20 protein-coding genes are annotated in these 19249 nt (G+C 41.1%); 6 read left to right on the top strand and 14 right to left on the bottom strand.

Translation table 11 applies throughout. The annotated features are described in order from the left end of the window. Positions 1 to 6: 6 nt before the first annotated feature. From mscK to seqA, 3 genes are read right to left on the bottom strand one after another with little or no spacing between them, the layout of a single operon-like run. Complete coding sequence (mscK, locus tag DK428_RS08150) at positions 7 to 3333, bottom strand: mechanosensitive channel MscK (RefSeq protein WP_109063586.1); 3327 nt, start codon at positions 3331 to 3333, stop codon at positions 7 to 9. Positions 3334 to 3335: 2 nt separating this feature from the next. Then, positions 3336 to 4763: an o-succinylbenzoate--CoA ligase gene (gene menE, locus DK428_RS08145; RefSeq protein WP_109063585.1), complete on the bottom strand. Its 1428-nt coding sequence runs from the start codon at positions 4761 to 4763 to the stop codon at positions 3336 to 3338. A 2-nt stretch (positions 4764 to 4765) separates the two neighbouring features. Beyond that, positions 4766 to 5383 carry a replication initiation negative regulator SeqA gene (seqA, locus tag DK428_RS08140; protein ID WP_005702649.1) on the bottom strand — a complete coding sequence of 206 codons (618 nt, stop codon included), beginning with the start codon at positions 5381 to 5383 and terminating at the stop codon, positions 4766 to 4768. An 86-nt stretch (positions 5384 to 5469) separates the two neighbouring features. Here seqA and DK428_RS08135 point away from each other — a divergent pair, with 86 nt between their 5' ends. The 4 genes from DK428_RS08135 (at position 5470) to fur (ending at position 7666) form a co-directional block, all read left to right on the top strand. Further along, entirely contained in the window at positions 5470 to 6270 is an 801-nt protein-coding gene (locus DK428_RS08135; RefSeq protein ID WP_109063584.1) for an alpha/beta fold hydrolase, read from the top strand. 121 nt (positions 6271 to 6391) lie between these two features. Then, a complete protein-coding gene (gene ybfE / locus DK428_RS08130) occupies positions 6392 to 6670 on the top strand; it encodes a LexA regulated protein (protein ID WP_005702647.1) in 279 nt (92 codons plus the stop codon). Positions 6671 to 6681: 11 nt separating this feature from the next. After that, positions 6682 to 7206, top strand: a complete 525-nt coding sequence (gene fldA / locus DK428_RS08125; RefSeq protein ID WP_005702646.1) for a flavodoxin FldA — start codon at positions 6682 to 6684, stop codon at positions 7204 to 7206. 19 nt (positions 7207 to 7225) lie between these two features. Beyond that, the gene (gene fur / locus DK428_RS08120) at positions 7226 to 7666 is read left to right on the top strand and encodes a ferric iron uptake transcriptional regulator (RefSeq protein ID WP_005702645.1); all 441 of its coding nucleotides are present in this window, start codon (positions 7226 to 7228) and stop codon (positions 7664 to 7666) included. Positions 7667 to 7730: 64 nt separating this feature from the next. Here fur and ubiG read toward each other — a convergent pair whose 3' ends face one another. Next, positions 7731 to 8489: a bifunctional 2-polyprenyl-6-hydroxyphenol methylase/3-demethylubiquinol 3-O-methyltransferase UbiG gene (gene ubiG / locus DK428_RS08115; RefSeq protein WP_109063583.1), complete on the bottom strand. Its 759-nt coding sequence runs from the start codon at positions 8487 to 8489 to the stop codon at positions 7731 to 7733. 184 nt (positions 8490 to 8673) lie between these two features. Here ubiG and gyrA point away from each other — a divergent pair, with 184 nt between their 5' ends. Together gyrA and DK428_RS08105 are read left to right on the top strand one after the other, a co-directional pair. Further along, positions 8674 to 11331 (top strand): DNA topoisomerase (ATP-hydrolyzing) subunit A, encoded by a 2658-nt coding sequence (gene gyrA / locus DK428_RS08110; RefSeq protein ID WP_109063582.1) that lies wholly within the window; start codon positions 8674 to 8676, stop codon positions 11329 to 11331. Positions 11332 to 11398: 67 nt separating this feature from the next. Continuing rightward, a complete protein-coding gene (locus DK428_RS08105; RefSeq protein ID WP_109063581.1) occupies positions 11399 to 11749 on the top strand; it encodes a SirB2 family protein in 351 nt (116 codons plus the stop codon). A gap of 37 nt (positions 11750 to 11786) precedes the next feature. On the opposite strand, the gene yciH is transcribed toward DK428_RS08105, so the two are convergent. The 10 genes from yciH to DK428_RS08055 form a co-directional block, all read right to left on the bottom strand. Continuing rightward, on the bottom strand, positions 11787 to 12104 hold the full coding sequence (gene yciH, locus DK428_RS08100; protein WP_083016800.1) for a stress response translation initiation inhibitor YciH: 318 nt from the start codon (positions 12102 to 12104) through the stop codon (positions 11787 to 11789). 6 nt (positions 12105 to 12110) lie between these two features. Then, a complete protein-coding gene (gene pyrF / locus DK428_RS08095) occupies positions 12111 to 12803 on the bottom strand; it encodes an orotidine-5'-phosphate decarboxylase (protein ID WP_050693416.1) in 693 nt (230 codons plus the stop codon). Between the two features lie 33 nt (positions 12804 to 12836). Further along, positions 12837 to 14027 (bottom strand): lipopolysaccharide assembly protein LapB, encoded by a 1191-nt coding sequence (gene lapB / locus DK428_RS08090; RefSeq protein ID WP_109063580.1) that lies wholly within the window; start codon positions 14025 to 14027, stop codon positions 12837 to 12839. Then, on the bottom strand, positions 14027 to 14323 hold the full coding sequence (locus DK428_RS08085) for a LapA family protein (protein WP_109063579.1): 297 nt from the start codon (positions 14321 to 14323) through the stop codon (positions 14027 to 14029). Before DK428_RS08085 ends, lapB begins: the two co-directional genes overlap by 1 nt. A gap of 98 nt (positions 14324 to 14421) precedes the next feature. Then, the gene (locus DK428_RS08080; protein WP_109063578.1) at positions 14422 to 14706 is read right to left on the bottom strand and encodes an integration host factor subunit beta; all 285 of its coding nucleotides are present in this window, start codon (positions 14704 to 14706) and stop codon (positions 14422 to 14424) included. Positions 14707 to 14768: 62 nt separating this feature from the next. Further along, positions 14769 to 16415 (bottom strand): 30S ribosomal protein S1, encoded by a 1647-nt coding sequence (rpsA, locus tag DK428_RS08075; protein WP_109063577.1) that lies wholly within the window; start codon positions 16413 to 16415, stop codon positions 14769 to 14771. Between the two features lie 98 nt (positions 16416 to 16513). Then, a complete protein-coding gene (gene cmk, locus DK428_RS08070; protein ID WP_109063576.1) occupies positions 16514 to 17191 on the bottom strand; it encodes a (d)CMP kinase in 678 nt (225 codons plus the stop codon). Then, positions 17184 to 18032 carry a VirK/YbjX family protein gene (locus DK428_RS08065; protein ID WP_109063682.1) on the bottom strand — a complete coding sequence of 283 codons (849 nt, stop codon included), beginning with the start codon at positions 18030 to 18032 and terminating at the stop codon, positions 17184 to 17186. Before DK428_RS08065 ends, cmk begins: the two co-directional genes overlap by 8 nt. Before the next feature lie 156 nt (positions 18033 to 18188). Next, positions 18189 to 18518, bottom strand: coding sequence for a branched-chain amino acid transporter permease (locus DK428_RS08060; RefSeq protein ID WP_109059360.1), 330 nt, complete (start codon positions 18516 to 18518; stop codon positions 18189 to 18191). Then, positions 18515 to 19246 (bottom strand): AzlC family ABC transporter permease, encoded by a 732-nt coding sequence (locus DK428_RS08055; RefSeq protein WP_050332750.1) that lies wholly within the window; start codon positions 19244 to 19246, stop codon positions 18515 to 18517. The genes DK428_RS08060 and DK428_RS08055 overlap by 4 nt, the downstream gene beginning before the upstream one ends. Positions 19247 to 19249: the final 3 nt, after the last annotated feature.

Genomic DNA, 19249 nt, shown 5'->3' with positions numbered 1-19249 from the left:
TGCAAATTACGATTTCACATCCACCAACGGCATCATCACACCGGTATCTTTATTCTTAATAAAGACATCAAGTTGGTTGAAAGCAATATCAATATTGTGTTCCGCAAATAATTCATTAATCCGTCGGTTTAATGCATCGATAGTGCTGATACGTTCGGAAAGTTGCCCTACATAAACGCGTAATTCATGTTCCAATGTACTCGCGCCAAAATTTAGGAACAAGGCTCTCGGTTCCGGATCTTTCAATACTGAAGGTTGTTCGTTTGCGGCTTGTAACAATAAGCGTTTCACCAGTTCCAAATCGGAGCCGTACGCCACGCCAATAGAAATAACCAAGCGGGTTACGGTATTAGAAAGTGCCCAGTTAATGACCTGCCCCGTTACAAAGGATTTATTTGGTACAATGACTTCCTTACGATCGGGGTCAATAAGAGTAATCGCACGAATGCGAATTTTTGCTACCGTACCAGTGACATCATTGATGGTAACGGTATCTCCCACGCGAATCGGGCGTTCAAATAATAAGATGATACCTGACACGAAGTTCGCAAAGATTTCCTGCATACCGAAACCCAGACCAACAGACAGTGCAGCGAACAACCATTGCAATTTCGACCACGACATCCCCAGTGTGGCGAATGCCCAGGCACTACCGATAGCCACCAAAATATAGGTTAATAACGTGTTGATGGTATAAGGCGTGCCCTGTGACAATTTTACGCGGGAGAACACAAGCACTTCCAAAATCCCCGGAATGTTACGTACCAAGATATAGGTAATCGCTACAATCACCAAGGCAACAATTAAATTGAATAACGAAATGCTTTCCGTCACCACACTGGTTCCGTTGTTTGTTGTTTGTTGCCACAACGTGATGTCTCGTAAATAACTTACTACAGTGACTAAATCCGACCAAACATAATAGAAAATAGCAAATAAGGCTGTCCACACAAACAAATCGGCAAATCTCATCAATTGGCTACGCACTTCATTTAACGCTAGCCCCTCTTCTTGTTCGGTAACCACCACAACATCATTGGACGCTGTTCCGTCACTGGATTCAGTAGCCTTTTGTTGGCGTTTTTCCTGTAATCGACGGTAGGCCAAGCGACGTGAGGCAACAGTAATGGCGCGATACACCGTATGGCGGACGAGTGACCAAACGACCCACGCAATATACGTATTAATCATATGAGAAATCAGGTTCAACGCGGTGTAGTAATAGCCCAAGGCTATTAGCACAATTAATCCCACCGGCACTAAGCGAAGTAAAATCCGAACGATTTTTAGAATCAGTTTATCCCGATTATCTTGTGCACTATCGCCAAAAGTTTTTACCGCTTTATTAAAACGCGGTGCAATAATCGCAATACAAAAACCAAGGGCGACAATCGTATTAATTTCACCTAGCACATCATTGGCCAATCCGCTGTCCATCACATTACTGAAAATTGACGTGTTAAGTAATAAAACCACCGCAACAATAATTCGCTTGGTAATGGATTGCAATTTCTCCGCGCCTTCTTGCGTAAAGCCAAAATGACGCACTAAAATGCCGTTCGGGCGCAACACCGCCAACACAAAACTAAAGAACCACCAATATCTCGCCATACTTAGTGACCATTGCCAAAATTCATTCGGATTTCTAAAGAAGAAAAATCCAATAATTTGACAAATAGCTAGGAACCACAAGGTTGCGGATAAAGACAGAATAGCCGTATAGAATAAAGCAATAGGCGTATGCCATTGGCTGTCGGAACGTAGCGTATTAATTTGGCTGTTGATTAATCCCAAGCGATGTTTAATTGCCGGTTTAAATTTAAAAATAATGCCGCCGATAACCACTAAAATAAAAACATAAGTCAACAAATACGGCAAATTATCAAAGTCATTTGGAAAGCCTAATTTTTTGACAATACCGTCAAACTGGGTACTTAAAGACATCGGCAAGTTTTTGATCCAATCCATATTAATCGGATTGTTACTTTTTACCCAGAAACTCTGTTGATCCAATTTAGATTGAATCTGATCACTAATTTGCGTAATTTGCTGTTGTGTCAGCTCTAATGAAATAGCTAAATTCAACTGATTATTCAAAGACTTAATCAAATCTGACAAAATCTTACGACGCTCAATTAACAAATTGGTAAAGTGTGCCTTTTCCTCCGCGCTGAACGTCTGATTTTCATCCTGCTGGATTTTTTCAATATAACTCTCTAAGTCATAGAGCTCATTACGTTTTTGCGTAATATCAAAAATCTGCACGCGCAAATCGGCAATTTGCTTGGAGAGCCCTTGAATGTTTAAATTTGTCGGTAATTTTTGCTTTTGTTGCTGAATAATCCGCGATAGCACCAACGTGCCTTGTAAAGAACTGATTTGATCATCAATCGTACGTTGGGTTTGCGTCAGATTATCCAACACATTACGCATCCTTAGTTCATCTTGCGTGAGTGTGTTGATTTTTTCCGTCTGCTCCAACAAATACTTGCTAAGCTGCGCGTTACGCTCCAATTCTTTCTGAATAAACTGATTTTTGACCGCACTTTGGCTTTGTTGCTGAACTTGATCAACCTGATTTTGCGTTTGTTCTAAGTTTTTTTGGTTGATCACTTCCTGAATCACTGCCAATTGTTGTTGTTGCACTTGTGCGCGAACGCTTAATAAATCATAACGGCTCTGATACAGCACCGTGAGCTGATCGCTATTTTTCAACAAAATTTGGTTATAGGTATTTTTCAAATCGATCAGCTGTAATTCCAACTGATACTGCTGTTTCAAAACGCTTGGGGTGCCACTATTGCTAAGTTTTTGATTAAGCTCTTGAGTACGCTTCAGGTTTGCAGTTAATGCGGCTTGCGCCCGTTCGGAAACCGAGCTTTGACCCGCCAATTGACTATTAGCAACACTTAATGCCGCCTGTGTTTCCTGTTGTTGATTGGTTAATTTTTCAAGCTGAGCCTGTAAATCAGACAAGCTACGAGACTGATAATCCTCTGCTTTGGCAGTGTTAAGTTGCTTCTTGAGATTTTGTAACTCACTGTTATTTTTTTGAATTTCGGCATCAGCGCCATTAATCGTGTTTTGCAATGCCTCATTGCTTTTTTGTTGAGCTTGAATTTGTTGCAACAAATCTAATGAGGTTTGCAAACTGTCAATCAACGCTTTTTTCTCATCGCTATCAGCCATTTTATTTGCCGCGGCAAGATCTGCTTTAAGGCTTTTTTCCGTCGGCAATGCGTTGTTATTTTGATCGGCAAATGCACTTTGCGACACAGCCACATTCAACACAAATGCGGCGCAAAGTGCGGTTAAAAAATACGATATTTTCATAGTTATCCTAATTGCTTTGCCAGCCAATCTGCCAGCACTTTCCGTGAAATCTTAATTGCACCGCGGACCAAATCCGACGGCAGTGGATAATAGGCAACGGGCTGTTTAAAACGTTCCAACCGCCCGTGTAAAAATTCTTGCAGATTTTTGACCGCACTTTGATTGAATACCTCTTTAAATTCAACCACCGCAACCGGCCGTTGCCCAAATTCTTTGTCACTAATGGGCAACACAAACACTTGACGAACCAGGTCTGATTGTAAAATCTTTGCTTCAATTTCCTCCGGCTGAATATTTTCGCCGCCGGAAATGAACATATTATCAATTCGTCCTAAAATCACAAGTTCATCATCAACCCAAGCCCCTTTATCTTTGGTAGCAAACCAACCTTGTTCATTTAGCAAAGACACCACTCGTCCCTGTTGCCAATAACCTAATGCCAACCCGGCACCGCGTAGCCAAATTTCATCATTCACTAACTGATATTCCCGCCCGTTTAAAGGCCGTCCAACGCCATTTTTTCCATCATACACCTTAGCAAAAACGGTGGAAGCCATTTCCGTCATACCATAGCCGGCATAACTTTTGACCCCGACGGATTTTAGCGCTTGCGTAAGCGTAAGAGGAATTTGTGCACCACCAAGCAACACCGCTTGAGTATGAAAGGTGCTTCGATTTTCGCTGAGATAATGCAACCAGCGTTGCACCTGTGTCGGCACCAACGAGACGTGAGAAACCTGATTGATCGAGGCATAAAAATCCTCAGCGGGCAACACCAATGTGGCTCCGCTCACCAACCAACGCCATACAATACCTTGTCCCGACACATGATATAAAGGCAAAGACAACAACCACGAGTGCTCTGCTGTGAAATCCATCAAAGCGCACACCCCTTTGGCATTATCCAAGTGTGCCCGAACCGAATGCACAACCGCTTTTGGCAAGCCGGTAGAGCCGGAGGTTAACGTCATAGTTGCAGGTTGTGTATCATCAAATTTAAAATCGTGGCAATGGTCAATTTCCAGGGCTTGCGTCATTGCCTGGGTTAAGGTGAAAAAACGTTTGAAAAATTGACCGCACTTGAGTGGCTCAAACGCTGTTTCAGACGGCTCGGATATCAAGAAAAACTCAATGTCATTTACACAGCACAGCTCAAGGATTTTTTCCGTTGGAAAGATCGGGTTTAGGGGAAGCACCCGAGCACCAAGCTGAATCGCCGCTAAATAAAACAGAACCAGTTCAAGACTATTTTTCCCGCATAATGCAATGCCGCTTTGTTTAGTCACGCCTTGTTGCGCAAGATAAGAGGAAAGAGTTTGTAGCGTTGTCGCAAGCCGACGCCATGTAAAAGTTTCGCCCTGCAAAACTTGCAAGGCGATTCGTTCGGAAAACAATGGTGAATTGGAAAAACAACGCCAAGGCGGGATCATTACTAATTCGCCGTAAAATATGACCGCACTTGTTCGATTAATTCTTCCGGCAAATGCATAGACTGCATCGCACCTTCCAACATTAACATTTTGCGACCGCTATTTGTGTTGGTTATCACCCAATATGGCGTGTCAGGAATTTGTTTCGGTTTGGTATGATTCCCCGCCATTAGCAGAGTACCTTCATCACGGGCGAAATAAACACGGGTTCGCCCTTGTAGAGATTCAGTAGCAAGCGCAAAACCTTCCGGATTGGTGCGGTATAAAATTGTCAAAATATTTAAAAAACGAACAACCGCTTTGTTTTCCTGTTTGAATTCTTCAGAATTTAACAAAGATTCCAATTTCGTAATGGTTTTTTGCATGACTTCGTCAGATTGTTTTCTGATCACCGGTTTGTTGATTTCTTCTTCAAAAACGATTGGTTGCTCGGTCACCTTCGTTTGTTCATTGGAAGAAGATGGTGTAAGACCGGATTGATTTTCCGATAAGTTAACATAAGCATTGCGCGGAGAAAGATTTAATAAACGGCGCAAAATATCCGATGCACTTTCGCCAATAGATTGCGTATTGCCGGCAATGTATTGATAAAGCTCTTCATCGACTTCAATAATTTTCATTTTATCTCTCCACTTGCTTGATCTATTTAATCTTTTGGCACATTATAGCGGGCTATTAACAAATTCTCTAGACAAAAATTCACGCCATGCAAAAATTACTCAACTTCCAATTTCATGAATCAAAACAAGCAATTAACAAGCCTGCATTGGTTTTTATTCATGGTTTATTCGGCGATATGAATAATTTAGGCGTAATAGCCCGTGCATTTAGTGATGATTACGCCATTTTACGCGTGGATTTACGCAATCACGGACAAAGTTTCCATAGCGATGAAATGAATTATGATGCAATGGCAGAAGATGTGTTTGCAGTGATTCAATCTTTATCCATTAAAAAAGTGGTGCTTATCGGACATTCTATGGGAGGTAAAACAGCAATGGCTCTGGCGGCATTACACCCGGAAATAGTGGAAAGTTTGGTCGTCATTGATATTGCGCCGGTCATTTATGACAACCATGGCCATGATTCGGTATTTGACGGATTATTTGCAGTCAAAGCCGCCCAACCGCACACCCGTCAAGAGGCTAAACCGATTTTGGCACAACACATTGAAGATGCAAGCGTGCAACAGTTTATGCTGAAATCGTTTGATAGCGAATCCCCCGAGCGCTTCCGTTTTAATCTGACCGCACTTAAACAAAATTATGCCAACCTTATGGGGTGGCACACCCTCCATATTCCACAACCTTGCTTGTTTATCAAAGGCGGTAACTCCTCTTATATCTTGCCACAATATAAGTCACAAATTATCGAACAATGCCCACAGGCAAACGCCTTTACCATTAATGGTAGCGGTCACTGGGTACATGCGGAAAAACCGCAGTTTGTCATTCGTGCAATAGCAAATTTTTTAGATAAAATTGATAGTCAATACGAATCTAAATAAAATTTCATTTGCCTTTGAATTATGGTATAGTTTCCTACCAATTTGGTTGTAGCTTATCATTATCACTTCCTAAATAATTCTTTTTATTAAAGGAAGTAAATTTACACGCCAGTGGTTAAAAATGGCAAAACAAGATTCTGATTGCATTACTTTAGATTTATTTAGCGATATTCGCAAAGTTGGACGTCCGAAAACTAATCCACTGAGCCGAGAACAACAGATTCGTATCAATAAACGCAATCAATTAAAGCGCGATAAATCTAGTGGGTTAAAACGTGTTGAGTTAAAGTTGCATGAAGATCTGGTTCAACAATTAGAAGATTTAGCATCAACTCTGAATGTTAGTCGTTCCGAATTAATCGTCACGATTTTGCAAGATTATTTTAAAATTGAAAAATAGGTAAAAAAGAAATGGCTGTTGTTGGCTTATTTTATGGTAGTGATACCGGCAATACAGAAAACATTGCTAAAATGATTCAAAAGCAATTAGGTAGTGATTTAGTTGATATTCGCGACATCGCAAAAAGCAGTAAGGAAGATATTGAAGCATATGATTTCTTGCTTTTCGGTATTCCTACTTGGTATTACGGCGAAGCGCAATGTGACTGGGACGATTTCTTCCCAACGTTAGAACAGATTGATTTTACAGATAAATTAGTTGCCATTTTCGGTTGTGGAGACCAGGAAGATTACGCAGATTATTTCTGCGATGCGATGGGAACTGTGCGCAACATTGTTGAACCGCATGGAGCAATTATTGTAGGAAACTGGCCAACCGAAGGGTACACCTTCGAGTCTTCTCAAGCATTAATTGATGACAATACATTCGTCGGTTTATGTATTGATGAAGATCGCCAACCGGAATTAACGTCTGAACGTGTGAATAAATGGGTTAAACAGGTCTACGATGAGATGTGTTTAGCTGAATTAGCTTAATAGCAAAAAAGGAGCTGTTATGTCTGAAGAAAACATTAAACTATTAAAAAAAGTGGGATTGAAAATCACAGAACCGCGTTTAACCATTTTAGCCTTAATGCAAAAACATCACGATCAGCACTTTTCTGCCGAAGATGTCTATAAAATGCTTTTGGAAAATGGTGAAGATATCGGTTTAGCCACTGTGTACCGCGTATTAAATCAGTTTGATGAAGCGAAAATCTTAATTCGTCATAATTTTGAAGGTAACAAATCGGTTTTTGAATTAGCCCCAACACAACACCATGATCACATTATTTGTACCGATTGTGGCAAAGTGTTTGAATTTAATGATGAATTAATTGAAAATCGCCAAAAAGAAATCAGTAAACAACACGGCATTGAGCTTTCCAGCCATAGCCTGTACCTTTACGGCAAATGCAGCGACATTAATCACTGTAGCGAAAACAATAAAAAATAATCTAAAAAGGTGGTTTCAGAACCACCTTTTCGTTTTTAAAAACACGTCAAAATCAGACCGCGCTTTACTTTATTAAATCAAACGTCGTTAAGCGAAAAGCTGCCATATAATTGGCACTCACATCGTTATTTAACCAAAAATTTCCGCTTAGCGGATTATAGTGATACCCCACCATTTCAATGCATTCTAATCCTGCCTTATCCGTCCAAGCCAATAATTCGGCCGGCTGAATAAACTTATCATAATCATGAGTGCCTTTCGGCAACATTTTCAGCACATACTCAGCGCCCAACACGACCAACGCCCAAGCTTTTAATGTTCGATTAATGGTAGAAAAAAATAAGACGCCATTGGGTTTTAATAGCCTAGCGCAATTTTCAATAATTGATGCGGGATCCGGCACATGCTCTAACATTTCCATACAGGTAATCACATCAAAGCCAAATTCTGCCGACTCATTTTCTTCTAAAAGTGCGGTCTGTTTTTGCAAAATATTTTCACATAACTGTTCAATGGTGATTTGTTGATAGTCAATCTTCAGCCCCTGTTCTTCGGCATGCGTTTTAGCCACAGCCAAAGGCGCTGAAGACATATCAATACCGGTAACGAAAGCGCCTTGTTTTGCCATTGATTCTGCAAGAATACCGCCTCCGCACCCGACATCCAAAACACGCTTGCCGGTCAACCCGTCGGCTTGTTGCAAAATGTAGTTTAAACGTAGCGGGTTTAGCTGATGGATAGGCTTGAAATCACCGTTTGGATCCCACCAACTTATTGCCATTTTTTCAAATTTATCAATTTCTTGCTGATCAACATTCATGATTATGCTCCACTTTTTACATAATGTGCCTAGTGTAGCAAAAACACTAAAAATATCCTAAAAAATGACCGCACTTTTATGTAATCCGATGCAAGATTTTCGCAATTTTTCTTAGGGAGAAAAGCCCTTTCGTGCTATAATCACGCCAATTTTTTCACCATTAAATTTAATGATTAGGAAGTTCTAAATGACTGATTTAGTCCAAGATATTACGCCGGTGAGTATTGAAGAAGAATTAAAATCTTCATACCTTGATTACGCCATGTCTGTTATTGTGGGGCGTGCGTTACCTGATGTGCGTGACGGTTTAAAGCCGGTACACCGTCGCGTATTATTCGCTATGCATGAAGGCGGCAATGCCTACAACAAACCTTATCGTAAATCTGCCCGTATTGTGGGTGATGTTATCGGTAAATACCATCCGCATGGCGACAGCGCAGTATATGACACTTTGGTGCGTATGGCGCAACCTTTCTCACTTCGTTATATGTTGGTAGACGGTCAAGGTAACTTCGGTTCGGTGGATGGTGATGCGCCGGCGGCAATGCGTTATACGGAAGCCCGTATGACCAAAATCGCCCATGAATTATTGGCAGATTTAGACAAAGAAACCGTGAATTTCGTGCCGAACTACGATGGTTCCGAACAAATTCCTGAGGTGTTACCGACTAAAGTCCCTGCCTTACTGGTTAACGGCTCTTCCGGTATTGCAGTGGGGATGGCAACCAATATTCCGCCACATAATTTAGGTGAAGTATTAGACGGATGCTTGGCTTATATTGAAAATAACGATATCACTATTGATGAATTAATGAGTCACATTCCCGGTCCGGATTTCCCAACAGCAGCCCTAATTAACGGCCGTAAAGGCATTGAAGAAGCCTATAAAACTGGTCGCGGTAAAATTTATGTGCGTGCAAAAGCCGAAATCGAAACCGATGAAAAAGGCCGTGAAACCATTATTGTTAACGAAATTCCTTACCAAGTTAACAAAGCCAAATTAATAGAAAAAATCGCCGAGTTCGTCAAAGAGAAAAAAATCGAAGGCATCAGCGGTCTGCGTGATGAATCAGACAAAGACGGTATGCGTATCGTTATCGAAATCAAACGTGATGCCGTAGGTGAAGTGGTCTTAAATAACCTTTATGCGCTCACCCAAATGCAAGTGACTTTCGGCATCAACATTGTGGCCTTAGATCATGGCCAACCTAAATTATTAAATTTAAAACAATTAATCGAAGCCTTTGTTTTACACCGTCGTGAAGTGGTGACACGCCGTACTATTTTTGAATTGCGCAAAGCGCGTGAACGTACGCATATTTTGGAAGGCTTGGCCATTGCCTTGGCAAACGTCGATCCGATTATTGAGCTTATCCGCCAAGCACCAAACCCGGAAACAGCCAAACGCGAATTAATTGCCCGTCCATGGCAACTTGGCCATGTTGCCGATATGTTGGCCGCGGCAGGTGTGGATGCGGCTCGTCCGGAAGATTTGGATGAACAATACGGCATTCGTGATGGTTTGTATTATTTAACCGAAGTTCAAGCTCAAGCCATTTTAGATCTTCGTCTACAAAAATTAACCAACTTAGGCCACGACGAGATTCTTGATGAATACAAAAAATTGTTGGAAGCCATTGGCGAATTGCTTCGCATTTTGCGTAGCCCGGAACGCTTAATGGAAGTTATTCGAGAAGAATTGGAACAAATCCGCGAACAATTTAATGACCCACGCAGAACGGAAATTACGGCCGCTTCCGGTGATATTAATTTGGAAGATTTAATCGCACAGGAAGACGTAGTTGTTACTCTTTCCCACGAAGGTTATGTGAAATATCAACCGATTACCGATTACGAAGCACAACGTCGCGGTGGCAAAGGTAAATCGGCAACGAAGATGAAAGAAGAAGATTTCATCGAAAAACTATTAGTTGCGAACACTCACGACACGATTCTCTGTTTCTCCAGTCGTGGACGCTTATATTGGCTGAAAGTGTATCAACTTCCACAAGCCAGCCGTGGTTCACGCGGTCGTCCAATCGTCAATATTTTACCGTTAGGGGAAAATGAACGAATTACGGCGATCTTACCGGTAACCGCATATGAAGAAGATAAATTCGTCATCATGGCAACCGCCGGCGGTGTGGTGAAAAAAATCGCCTTAACCGAATTCAGCCGTCCGCGTTCCAGCGGGATCATCGCCTTGAATCTGCGTGATGAAGATGAGTTGATCGGTGTGGATATTACCGATGGTAGCAACGAAATCATGTTATTCTCCTCTCAAGGCCGTGTAGTTCGTTTCAGTGAAACCGCCGTACGCGCAATGGGGCGTTTAGCTACCGGTGTTCGCGGGATAAAATTGGCTCTCACCAATGATCTAAGTGACGACGAAAGTGCGGTAGAAATTGAAGATGTTTCTGATGACAATGCGGAAGAAACATTAGATTTGAATATCGACAAAGTTGTCTCTTTGGTGGTGCCGAAAAATAATGGAGAAATCCTCACGGCAACGCAAAATGGTTATGGGAAACGAACCAAATTGGAAGAATATCCAACCAAATCACGTAACACTAAAGGTGTGATTTCCATTAAGGTGAGTGAGCGTAATGGCAAAGTCGTTGCCGCGACACAAGTGATCGATACTGACCAAATCATGTTGATTACCGATGCAGGAACCCTTGTTCGTACACGCGTCAGCGAAGTCAGCATTGTGGGACGTAACACACAAGGGGTTCGCCTCATCCGCACTAGCGAAGATGAACATGTTGTCAGCCTAGAGCGCATCTGTGATGTAGATGATGACGAAAGCGAACAGGAAAGTGCGGTTGAAAATACCGAAGAATAACGATATTAAGTTATTTCTATTTCAAGGCAGTAGTGTTTTACTACTGCCTTTAATGTTGGAGTGAAAAATGGGAATTTATCTAACTTATACGCATATCCTTTGCGCATTCTTAAGTTTAGGATTATTGCTTGTTCGTGGAAGTATGCAATTAAGCCAAAAAGACTGGCGTAGCATAAAACTCTTGAAAATCTTACCGCACTTAGTGGATACACTCTTAATCTTAAGCGGTGTGATTATGTTGGTCATGTTCAACTACGGTTTACCAATTTGGATTATCATCAAAATCCTTTTATTAGTAGGTTATATTATGTTCTCAGCAAAATATTTTAGTAAGAAAAATCCGTCATCTAAGCCATTATTTTTCTTTCTTGCCCTGATTTCACTTATTGCAACAATTTTACTGGGATATTTTCACTAGAAATAAAAAAGTGGGTTTAGTACCCACTTTTTTTATTTTAACCACCGGCTAATTTCACTTTATAGCCTTTTTGTTCCAGTAGCTGTTTCAGTAAATCACGTTTCTCACCCTGAATTTCAATAGTATGATTTTTTACCGCCCCTCCGCAACCACAACGTTTTTTTAACTCTGCCGCAAGTAATTTTAATTCGGTTTCGGCAAGCCCCAAGCCTGTGATGATACTAACGCCATTGCCTTTTCGTCCGCTTTTTTGCACCTGAATACGTACAATGCCATCGCCTTGCGGTACTTGCTCTTGAGGTTTCTCGGACTTAATGCGTCCCACCTCTGTCGAATAAACTAAATGACTTGTCATGATGATTTAAGCAATAGACGCATTAATAGAATTTAAAACCTCAACCGGGTTTTCGGCTTGTGTAATCGGGCGACCAATCACAAGATAGTCTGCTCCGGAACGAATAGCAGCCGCCGGCGTCATGACACGACGTTGGTCACCAAAATCCGTCCCAATCGGGCGAATACCCGGTGTGACTAATTTAAAATCGGGTCCACAGTTATTACGTAAAATTTCTACTTCTTGCGGAGAACATACCACGCCATCTAACCCCGCACGTTGAGTTAAATTCGCCAAGCGAATAACATGCTCCATCGGGGACGAATTAATGCCAATTTGCAATAAGTCCAAATCTTCCATACTGGTTAACACAGTCACTCCAATAAGCAATGGCGCCTCTTTGCCATAAGGTTCAAGAATTTTTTTAGCTTCTTCCATCATGCGTAAACCGCCACTCGCGTGTAAGTCTACCATCCATACCCCTAAATCGGCAGCAGAACGTACTGCTCTTGCTACCGTGTTTGGGATGTCATGGAATTTTAAATCAAGGAAAACATCAAAATGACGACTATGTAGCTGTTTCACAAAGCTCGTGCCAAGGGTAGTAAACATTTCTTTTCCCACTTTTAAACGACAGGTTTGCGGATCAAGCTGATCAACCAATGCCAAGGCATCGGTTTCTTTTTCATAATCTAATGCAATAATGACTTTATTCGTCATAGTTTTCTCCTTATAAATAAAGCTGGCTAGCACCTAATTATGTTCAATTGAGCTAACCGGTTTGATCGTTTCCCATTGGCGACAAGAAGGGCAACACCAAATTAATTTGTGAGTTTGATAACCGCAATTCCTACAACGATAACCAAAAGTTTGCTTAATCCGCTCACCCACCATTTTATGTAACAGAATCAAACTGTCTTTTCCTCTGCCTTTCTCTGCGTCATTAATTTGATATTGAATAAAACGATGAAAAATTAGTGTCGCCGGGTTCTGCTGTAGTTGTTGATAAAGCTGAAGCTGTGCGGCAGCACGACCATCCTTTTCTTCAATTAAATCCGCTAACATTAAAGCTACCGCACTGTTATTATTTTCGCGGCTTGCCTTAATTAAAAATAATTCAAAATTATCCAATTGGTTTAGTTGTTGATAGCAGAATTTTAAACTGTGTAATACTTCGCCGATATAAGTGGCATTTTGCGTTAAAATATTTTCTAAAATATCTACCGCACTTTTGTACTCTTTCTGTTTAATATATAAATCCGCTAACATCATTGACGCCCGAACGCAATTCGGTGAAACCTTGAGGGCTTGTAACAAAATTTGTTTTGGATCTTCTTTGCTTTCATCAGGCAGATTTTGCACATATTCACAATAATAGTGAGCCAATTCAATTCGATTACTATTCGGTGAAATTTTCGCTAATTTTTCAGCGACATTAATGGCCTTTTTCCATTCTTTCGTTTTTTGATAAATTACCGCAAGCTGTTGTAACGCTCCCTCAGCAAATTCCGGTTCATCCACCATTAAAATATAAAGATGTTCGGCCCGGTCAAAAAAACCAACGGCCATAAAATCTCGGGCTAACTGTTGCTTAGCCAGTAATTTCTGTTCGAATGTATAATTAGGACTGTTATCCAAAGCTTGATGAATACGCAATGCGCGATCCACTTCGCCTCGAGAACGAAATAAATTACCTAAAGTTAACTCTGCTTCAAACTGTGAATTACTGTCAATTTCATTTTCATTTTCTTGCTTTTGCAACATATCCAAAAATAAATCGACGGCTTTCTCGGTTTGATTAGCTAAAAGGAAATTAACTCCGGTAACATAATCTCGGGAGAGTTTATTACTGACATCTTCCTGATCTTTTTTTGCACTACGATGCCCCATATACCAACCATACGCGGCAGCAATCGGCAAAAGAAGGAAGAGTAATTCAAGCATTATTGAGAAACCTTATCTCTGCTAGTCGTTAACTCGTTAATTTGTTGGGTTTGGCGTTTGATTTGACGATTTAATGCGATATTTTTAAGTTTTAATTTGAGGTAGAAAAAACCGGTGATAAACCAACCGAGGATGAGACCCAAACCGAATAAAATAGCAACTAAGGTAGAAAGTTGGAATTGGCTTTGTGCAAAGATGTAATTGAAGGTAATTACCTGATCGTTGTTCGCCCCCACGGTAACAGCAACTAAAATGATAGCCAAGACGATGATTAATCCAAAAATATATTTAATCATTTGGTTTCTCCTTGAAATAAAGTTGTTGCCCATTATGCCAAAAATGAGCACAAAAAACGACACTTAAAAGTGCCGTTATGAAAAGTTAGTTAAATAAATTATGCGTAAACGTCAACACGTTCTCTTAGCTCTTTGCCTGCCTTAAAGTACGGCACGCATTTTGCCTCTAATTTAACTTGTTCACCGGTTTTAGGATTACGCCCTATGCGAGGTTGACGACAATGTAAAGAAAAACTACCAAATCCGCGTACTTCAATACGTTCGCCACTTTCTAATACATATGACATTTGTTCTAAAATTGCTTTTACCGCTTCTTCAACATATTTAACGGGAATGTTGCTATTTTTTTGCACTAAAAGTTCGATAAGCTCTGACTTTGTCATACTATTCTCCTAACTCTTTATGAACCGGCATATTGCTATGCCGGTTTTATTAATAAAGTGAATTATTCACCTTTAGCTGCTTTGAAAGCTTCGGCCATTGCATTTGGAATAGCAACTTCTTCTTGCTTATTCACGTTTGCCACAGCAGCTGCTTCTTCAGCTTGATCTTTCGCACGAACAGATAAGTGAACGATACGTGCTTTACGATCCACACCGGTGTATTTCGCTTCAACAACATCGCCTGCAGCAACTTCGTTAGTTAAATCGGCTGCGCGGATATAACCTTCAACACCGCCATCTAATTCAACTTTAGCGCCTTTTGCATCAGCTTCAACAACTTTAGCGTTTAATACCGCGCCTTTTTTGTTGATTGCTACGAAGTTATTAAACGGATCTTCTTCAAGTTGTTTAATACCTAAAGAAATACGTTCTTTCACTGCATCAACTTGTAACACAACGGCAGCAACTTCGTCACCTTTCTTGTAGTTACGAACAGCTTCTTCGCCTTGAACGTTCCAAGAAATGTCAGATAAGTGGACTAAACCGTCAATGCCACCTTCTAAACCGATAAAGATTCCGAAGTCGGTGATAGATTTGATCTTACCAACAACTTTATCACCTTTGTTGTGAGTTTCAGCAAATTGAGTCCATGGATTTGGTTTGCATTGTTTTAAACCTAAAGAAATGCGACGACGTTCTTCATCGATTTCCAATACCATAACTTCAACTACATCACCAAGGCTTACAACTTTAGATGGGTGGATATTTTTGTTAGTCCAATCCATTTCAGAAACGTGAACTAAACCTTCAACACCGTCTAAAATTTCAACGAAACAACCATAGTCGGTTAAGTTAGTCACTTTACCGGTTAATTTGCTGTTTACAGGGTGGTTTTCAGCGATTGCAGCCCAAGGATCTTGGCCTAATTGTTTTAAGCCTAAAGATACACGGGTACGATCTTTGTCAAACTTCAATACTTTAACAGTGATTTCATCACCAACGTTCACGATTTCGCTTGGGTGTTTAACACGTTTCCAAGCCATGTCGGTAATGTGTAATAAACCGTCAACACCGCCTAAATCAACGAATGCACCGTAGTCGGTTAAGTTCTTAACGGTACCTTTAACTTCTGCACCTTCAGACAAGTTCGCTAATACTTCTTCACGATCTTGGCTGCTTTCAGATTCAATTACTGCACGGCGGGAAACAACAACGTTATTGCGTTTTTGATCAAGTTTGATTACTTTGAATTCTAATTCTTTGCCTAATAAGTGATCAGCATCACGAACCGGACGGGTATCAACTAATGAACCCGGTAAGAATGCGCGAACACCGCTTAACTCAACTGTGAAGCCGCCTTTCACTTTACCGTTCACTAAACCAAGCACAGTCGCTTGTTCATCGTAGGCTTTCTCTAATACAATCCAAGCTTCGTTGCGTTTAGCATCCGCGCGAGAAGCAACAGTTTCACCAAAACCGTCATCCACCGCTTTAAGCACTACGTCAACAACGTCACCAACTTGAACTTCTAATTCACCTTGTGCATTAAAAAATTCTTCGGCAGGAATTGCAGATTCGGATTTAGAACCGGTATCTACAAGAACGAAGCCTTTTTGGATAGCAACGATGGTACCTTTAACGACTGCGCCTTGACGGGTTTCAAGGCCTTTCAATGACTCTTCAAAGAGTTGAGCAAAAGATTCTGTCATAATTAATCTTCAATTTTAAATAAATAACGTCCACTTCTAATCCATAAAAAGTGGGGCTGATGATAGTGTTCATTCATCCGTGAATAAACCGTAAAATTTTAAACCTTAATATCAAGACGCTGTTGAATATAAGTCAGCGCCTGCTCAATAACTTCATCAATAGTTAACGATGTACTATCAAGCAAAAACGCATCTTCAGCAGGTTTTAAAGGAGCAACGGCACGATTTCTATCGCGCAAATCACGCTCTTTTATCTCGGCTAAAATCTGTGCAAAGTTACCACTAATCCCTTTATTTTGCAACTGGTTATACCGTCTTTTTGCACGCTCTTCCGCGCTGGCGTCTAAAAATAGTTTTACTTGCGCGTCAGGAAACACCACCGTTCCCATGTCTCGGCCATCGGCGATTAAACCATCATTTTTCGCAAAATCCTGCTGAAGTTGCAACAATGCGGCACGAACTTGCGGGAAAACCGCTACTTTGGATGCAGCATCCGCAACCTCTTGTGTACGAATCAAACGGCTTACATCCATACCGCCTAATAACACATTCACTTCACCGTCTTGTGGTACAAATTGAATATCTAAATGACGGGCAAGCTCCGCCAATTCCGTTTCATTGGTTAAATCTGCATTGCGTTTTAACGCTGCCAATGCGGTCACGCGATAAATCGCCCCTGAATCCAACAATGCAAAGCCTAGTTTTTCTGCCAAGGCATAACATAACGTACCTTTACCGGCGCCGCTTGGTCCGTCCACCGTAATAATTTTATTCATGGGTATTCTCTGTAAAAAGGGATTGAATATCGGCTGTCATCTTGTCAAACATCTCATAGCGTTTACGGTACATAGACCGCTTTTTACTCTGAATATCCTCCAACGGACGACGCTCAAGTGCAGTCGGAATTTGCCAATAATTTTCAGTCAACTTCCCCTCATTTTCCTGCCAAAATTCATCATAATTAAACAATAACTTTGCTGAATCATTCCAACGGTATTTCGCCTGATTTTTATGCGGAATGCCTTCTAAACGACAATTCAACCGTGTGGCTAATAATTTAAAGGCATTGACCAACATAAACATCGGTCGCACACCGTGTAATAATTTTGTTGCCACTCGAACCAGTTCCTGCGCCTCTTCGCCCTTTGGCCCCTGAATGGACGCCACCAATAGTCGATTGTCTGACAAAAATGTAAAACTGGCGGAATAAATCGTACGCTGATCACTGTCGGTTAATCCAACCGCAAAAAATCCTTCATAAGGATCAATATCATTTAAACGTAATTGCAATGCCAACGTTTCCGTCAACTGTGATAACAATATCGGCTGTTGAGCAATCAACGTTTCACATAAGGTTTTGCCAAACTTCGCTTCTGCCACTGCAAAATTCGTTTGAATAGCCTGTAAACGTTGTGTTGAATTAAAACGCTTATCGCAATACTGACTTAACAACGTATTCACCCGATAAGGATGATGTCTAAAAACGGCTTGCCACTGCGGGTTATCGTTCATAAACGCTACAAACGCATGGCATTGTTTGGTAAAAATCAGGCGCCTAGCTTGATAACGCAACCATTCACGCAATAATTTTAATTTTCGTTTTTCATAAGGAAACATTGCACGAAAGGTCAGAAATTGAAATGCTGTCACACACACCTCAAAAATGTTAGTTCAATAATTCAGCGCCGAATTATAGCAAAAAGGCTTTTTCTTTAAAATGTGCCAAAAGCCGAAAACACCGTTCAAAGTGCGGTCATATTTCAGCGTGTTTTTTTACACAAACACCTGTTGAACTAAGAACATATATAACATAGTGCCGGCAGCGATGGACAAGAACATATTGCGCTTCCATAAATGTAATGCAACGACGATCACACCGGAAAGAAATTCGGGAACGCCATGAAAGCCGCTAAACACATCCACGTTTTTGTAACAATACACCACTAACATACCAAACATCGCCGCAGGTAAGACTTTACCTAAATAACGGATATATTCCGGAATCGGGCGGTTAGCAGGGAAAATCCAAAACGGCAACCAACGGGTAAATTGCACACCTAATACGGCAATGCCAATGGTGATGATTTGTTCGGTTAATGTCATTCTTCTATCCTCTCCAATCTTGAGGACAATTTCGGACGACGGAAAGTCAACACTGTCCAAATGCCGATTAACGTTGGCAATAAGAAATATTCACGTCCGAAAACGATGAGGGAAATCGCGGCAATCGCCAAACCCAACAAAGAGCTTTCATGAGATTTTTCCTGAGCCCAGTTTTCGGCAAAAATCACTAAAAATAACGCCGTCATAGCAAATTCAATGCCCTTCAAATCAAAGGGAATAATATTACCGAACAGGTTGCCGAGGCCTGCGCCGATCATCCAGTACATATGCAAATAAAACGAGACAAAAAACATATACCAGCCACGATCAATATGCGACGGAACCTTTGCCATGTAATTCAAAGAAAAAGATTCATCCACCAGGGTGGCAATGAGATACGGGCGTTTTTTGCCTAATGACTTTCCATATTTTTCCAACATAGAAATACTGTAAAAAAGCTGCCGTCCACTCACCATCAAGGTAATCAACAACGCATTTAACGGCGCAAATGCCAAACTTAATGCGCCGGCAATGATAAATTCCACCGAGCCGCCATAAATTAACAACGCCATCAGCACGGGGTACCAAAAACTAAAACCAAGCGCTTTCATGTAAATGCCGTAAGCCACGCCAAGGAACAAAAAGCCGGCGAGCATCGGCGCACTATAGGGCAAGGCGGCTTTCGCCGCCGCCCAAATGGGGTGGGAATTTGTCTTTACGTCAGACATACA

The sequence above is a fragment of the Aggregatibacter kilianii genome (assembly GCF_003130255.1).
Lineage (GTDB): Bacteria > Pseudomonadota > Gammaproteobacteria > Enterobacterales > Pasteurellaceae > Aggregatibacter > Aggregatibacter kilianii.
Note: the sequence above shows the minus strand (reverse complement) of the source record. Positions and strands in the feature narration are given on the sequence as shown.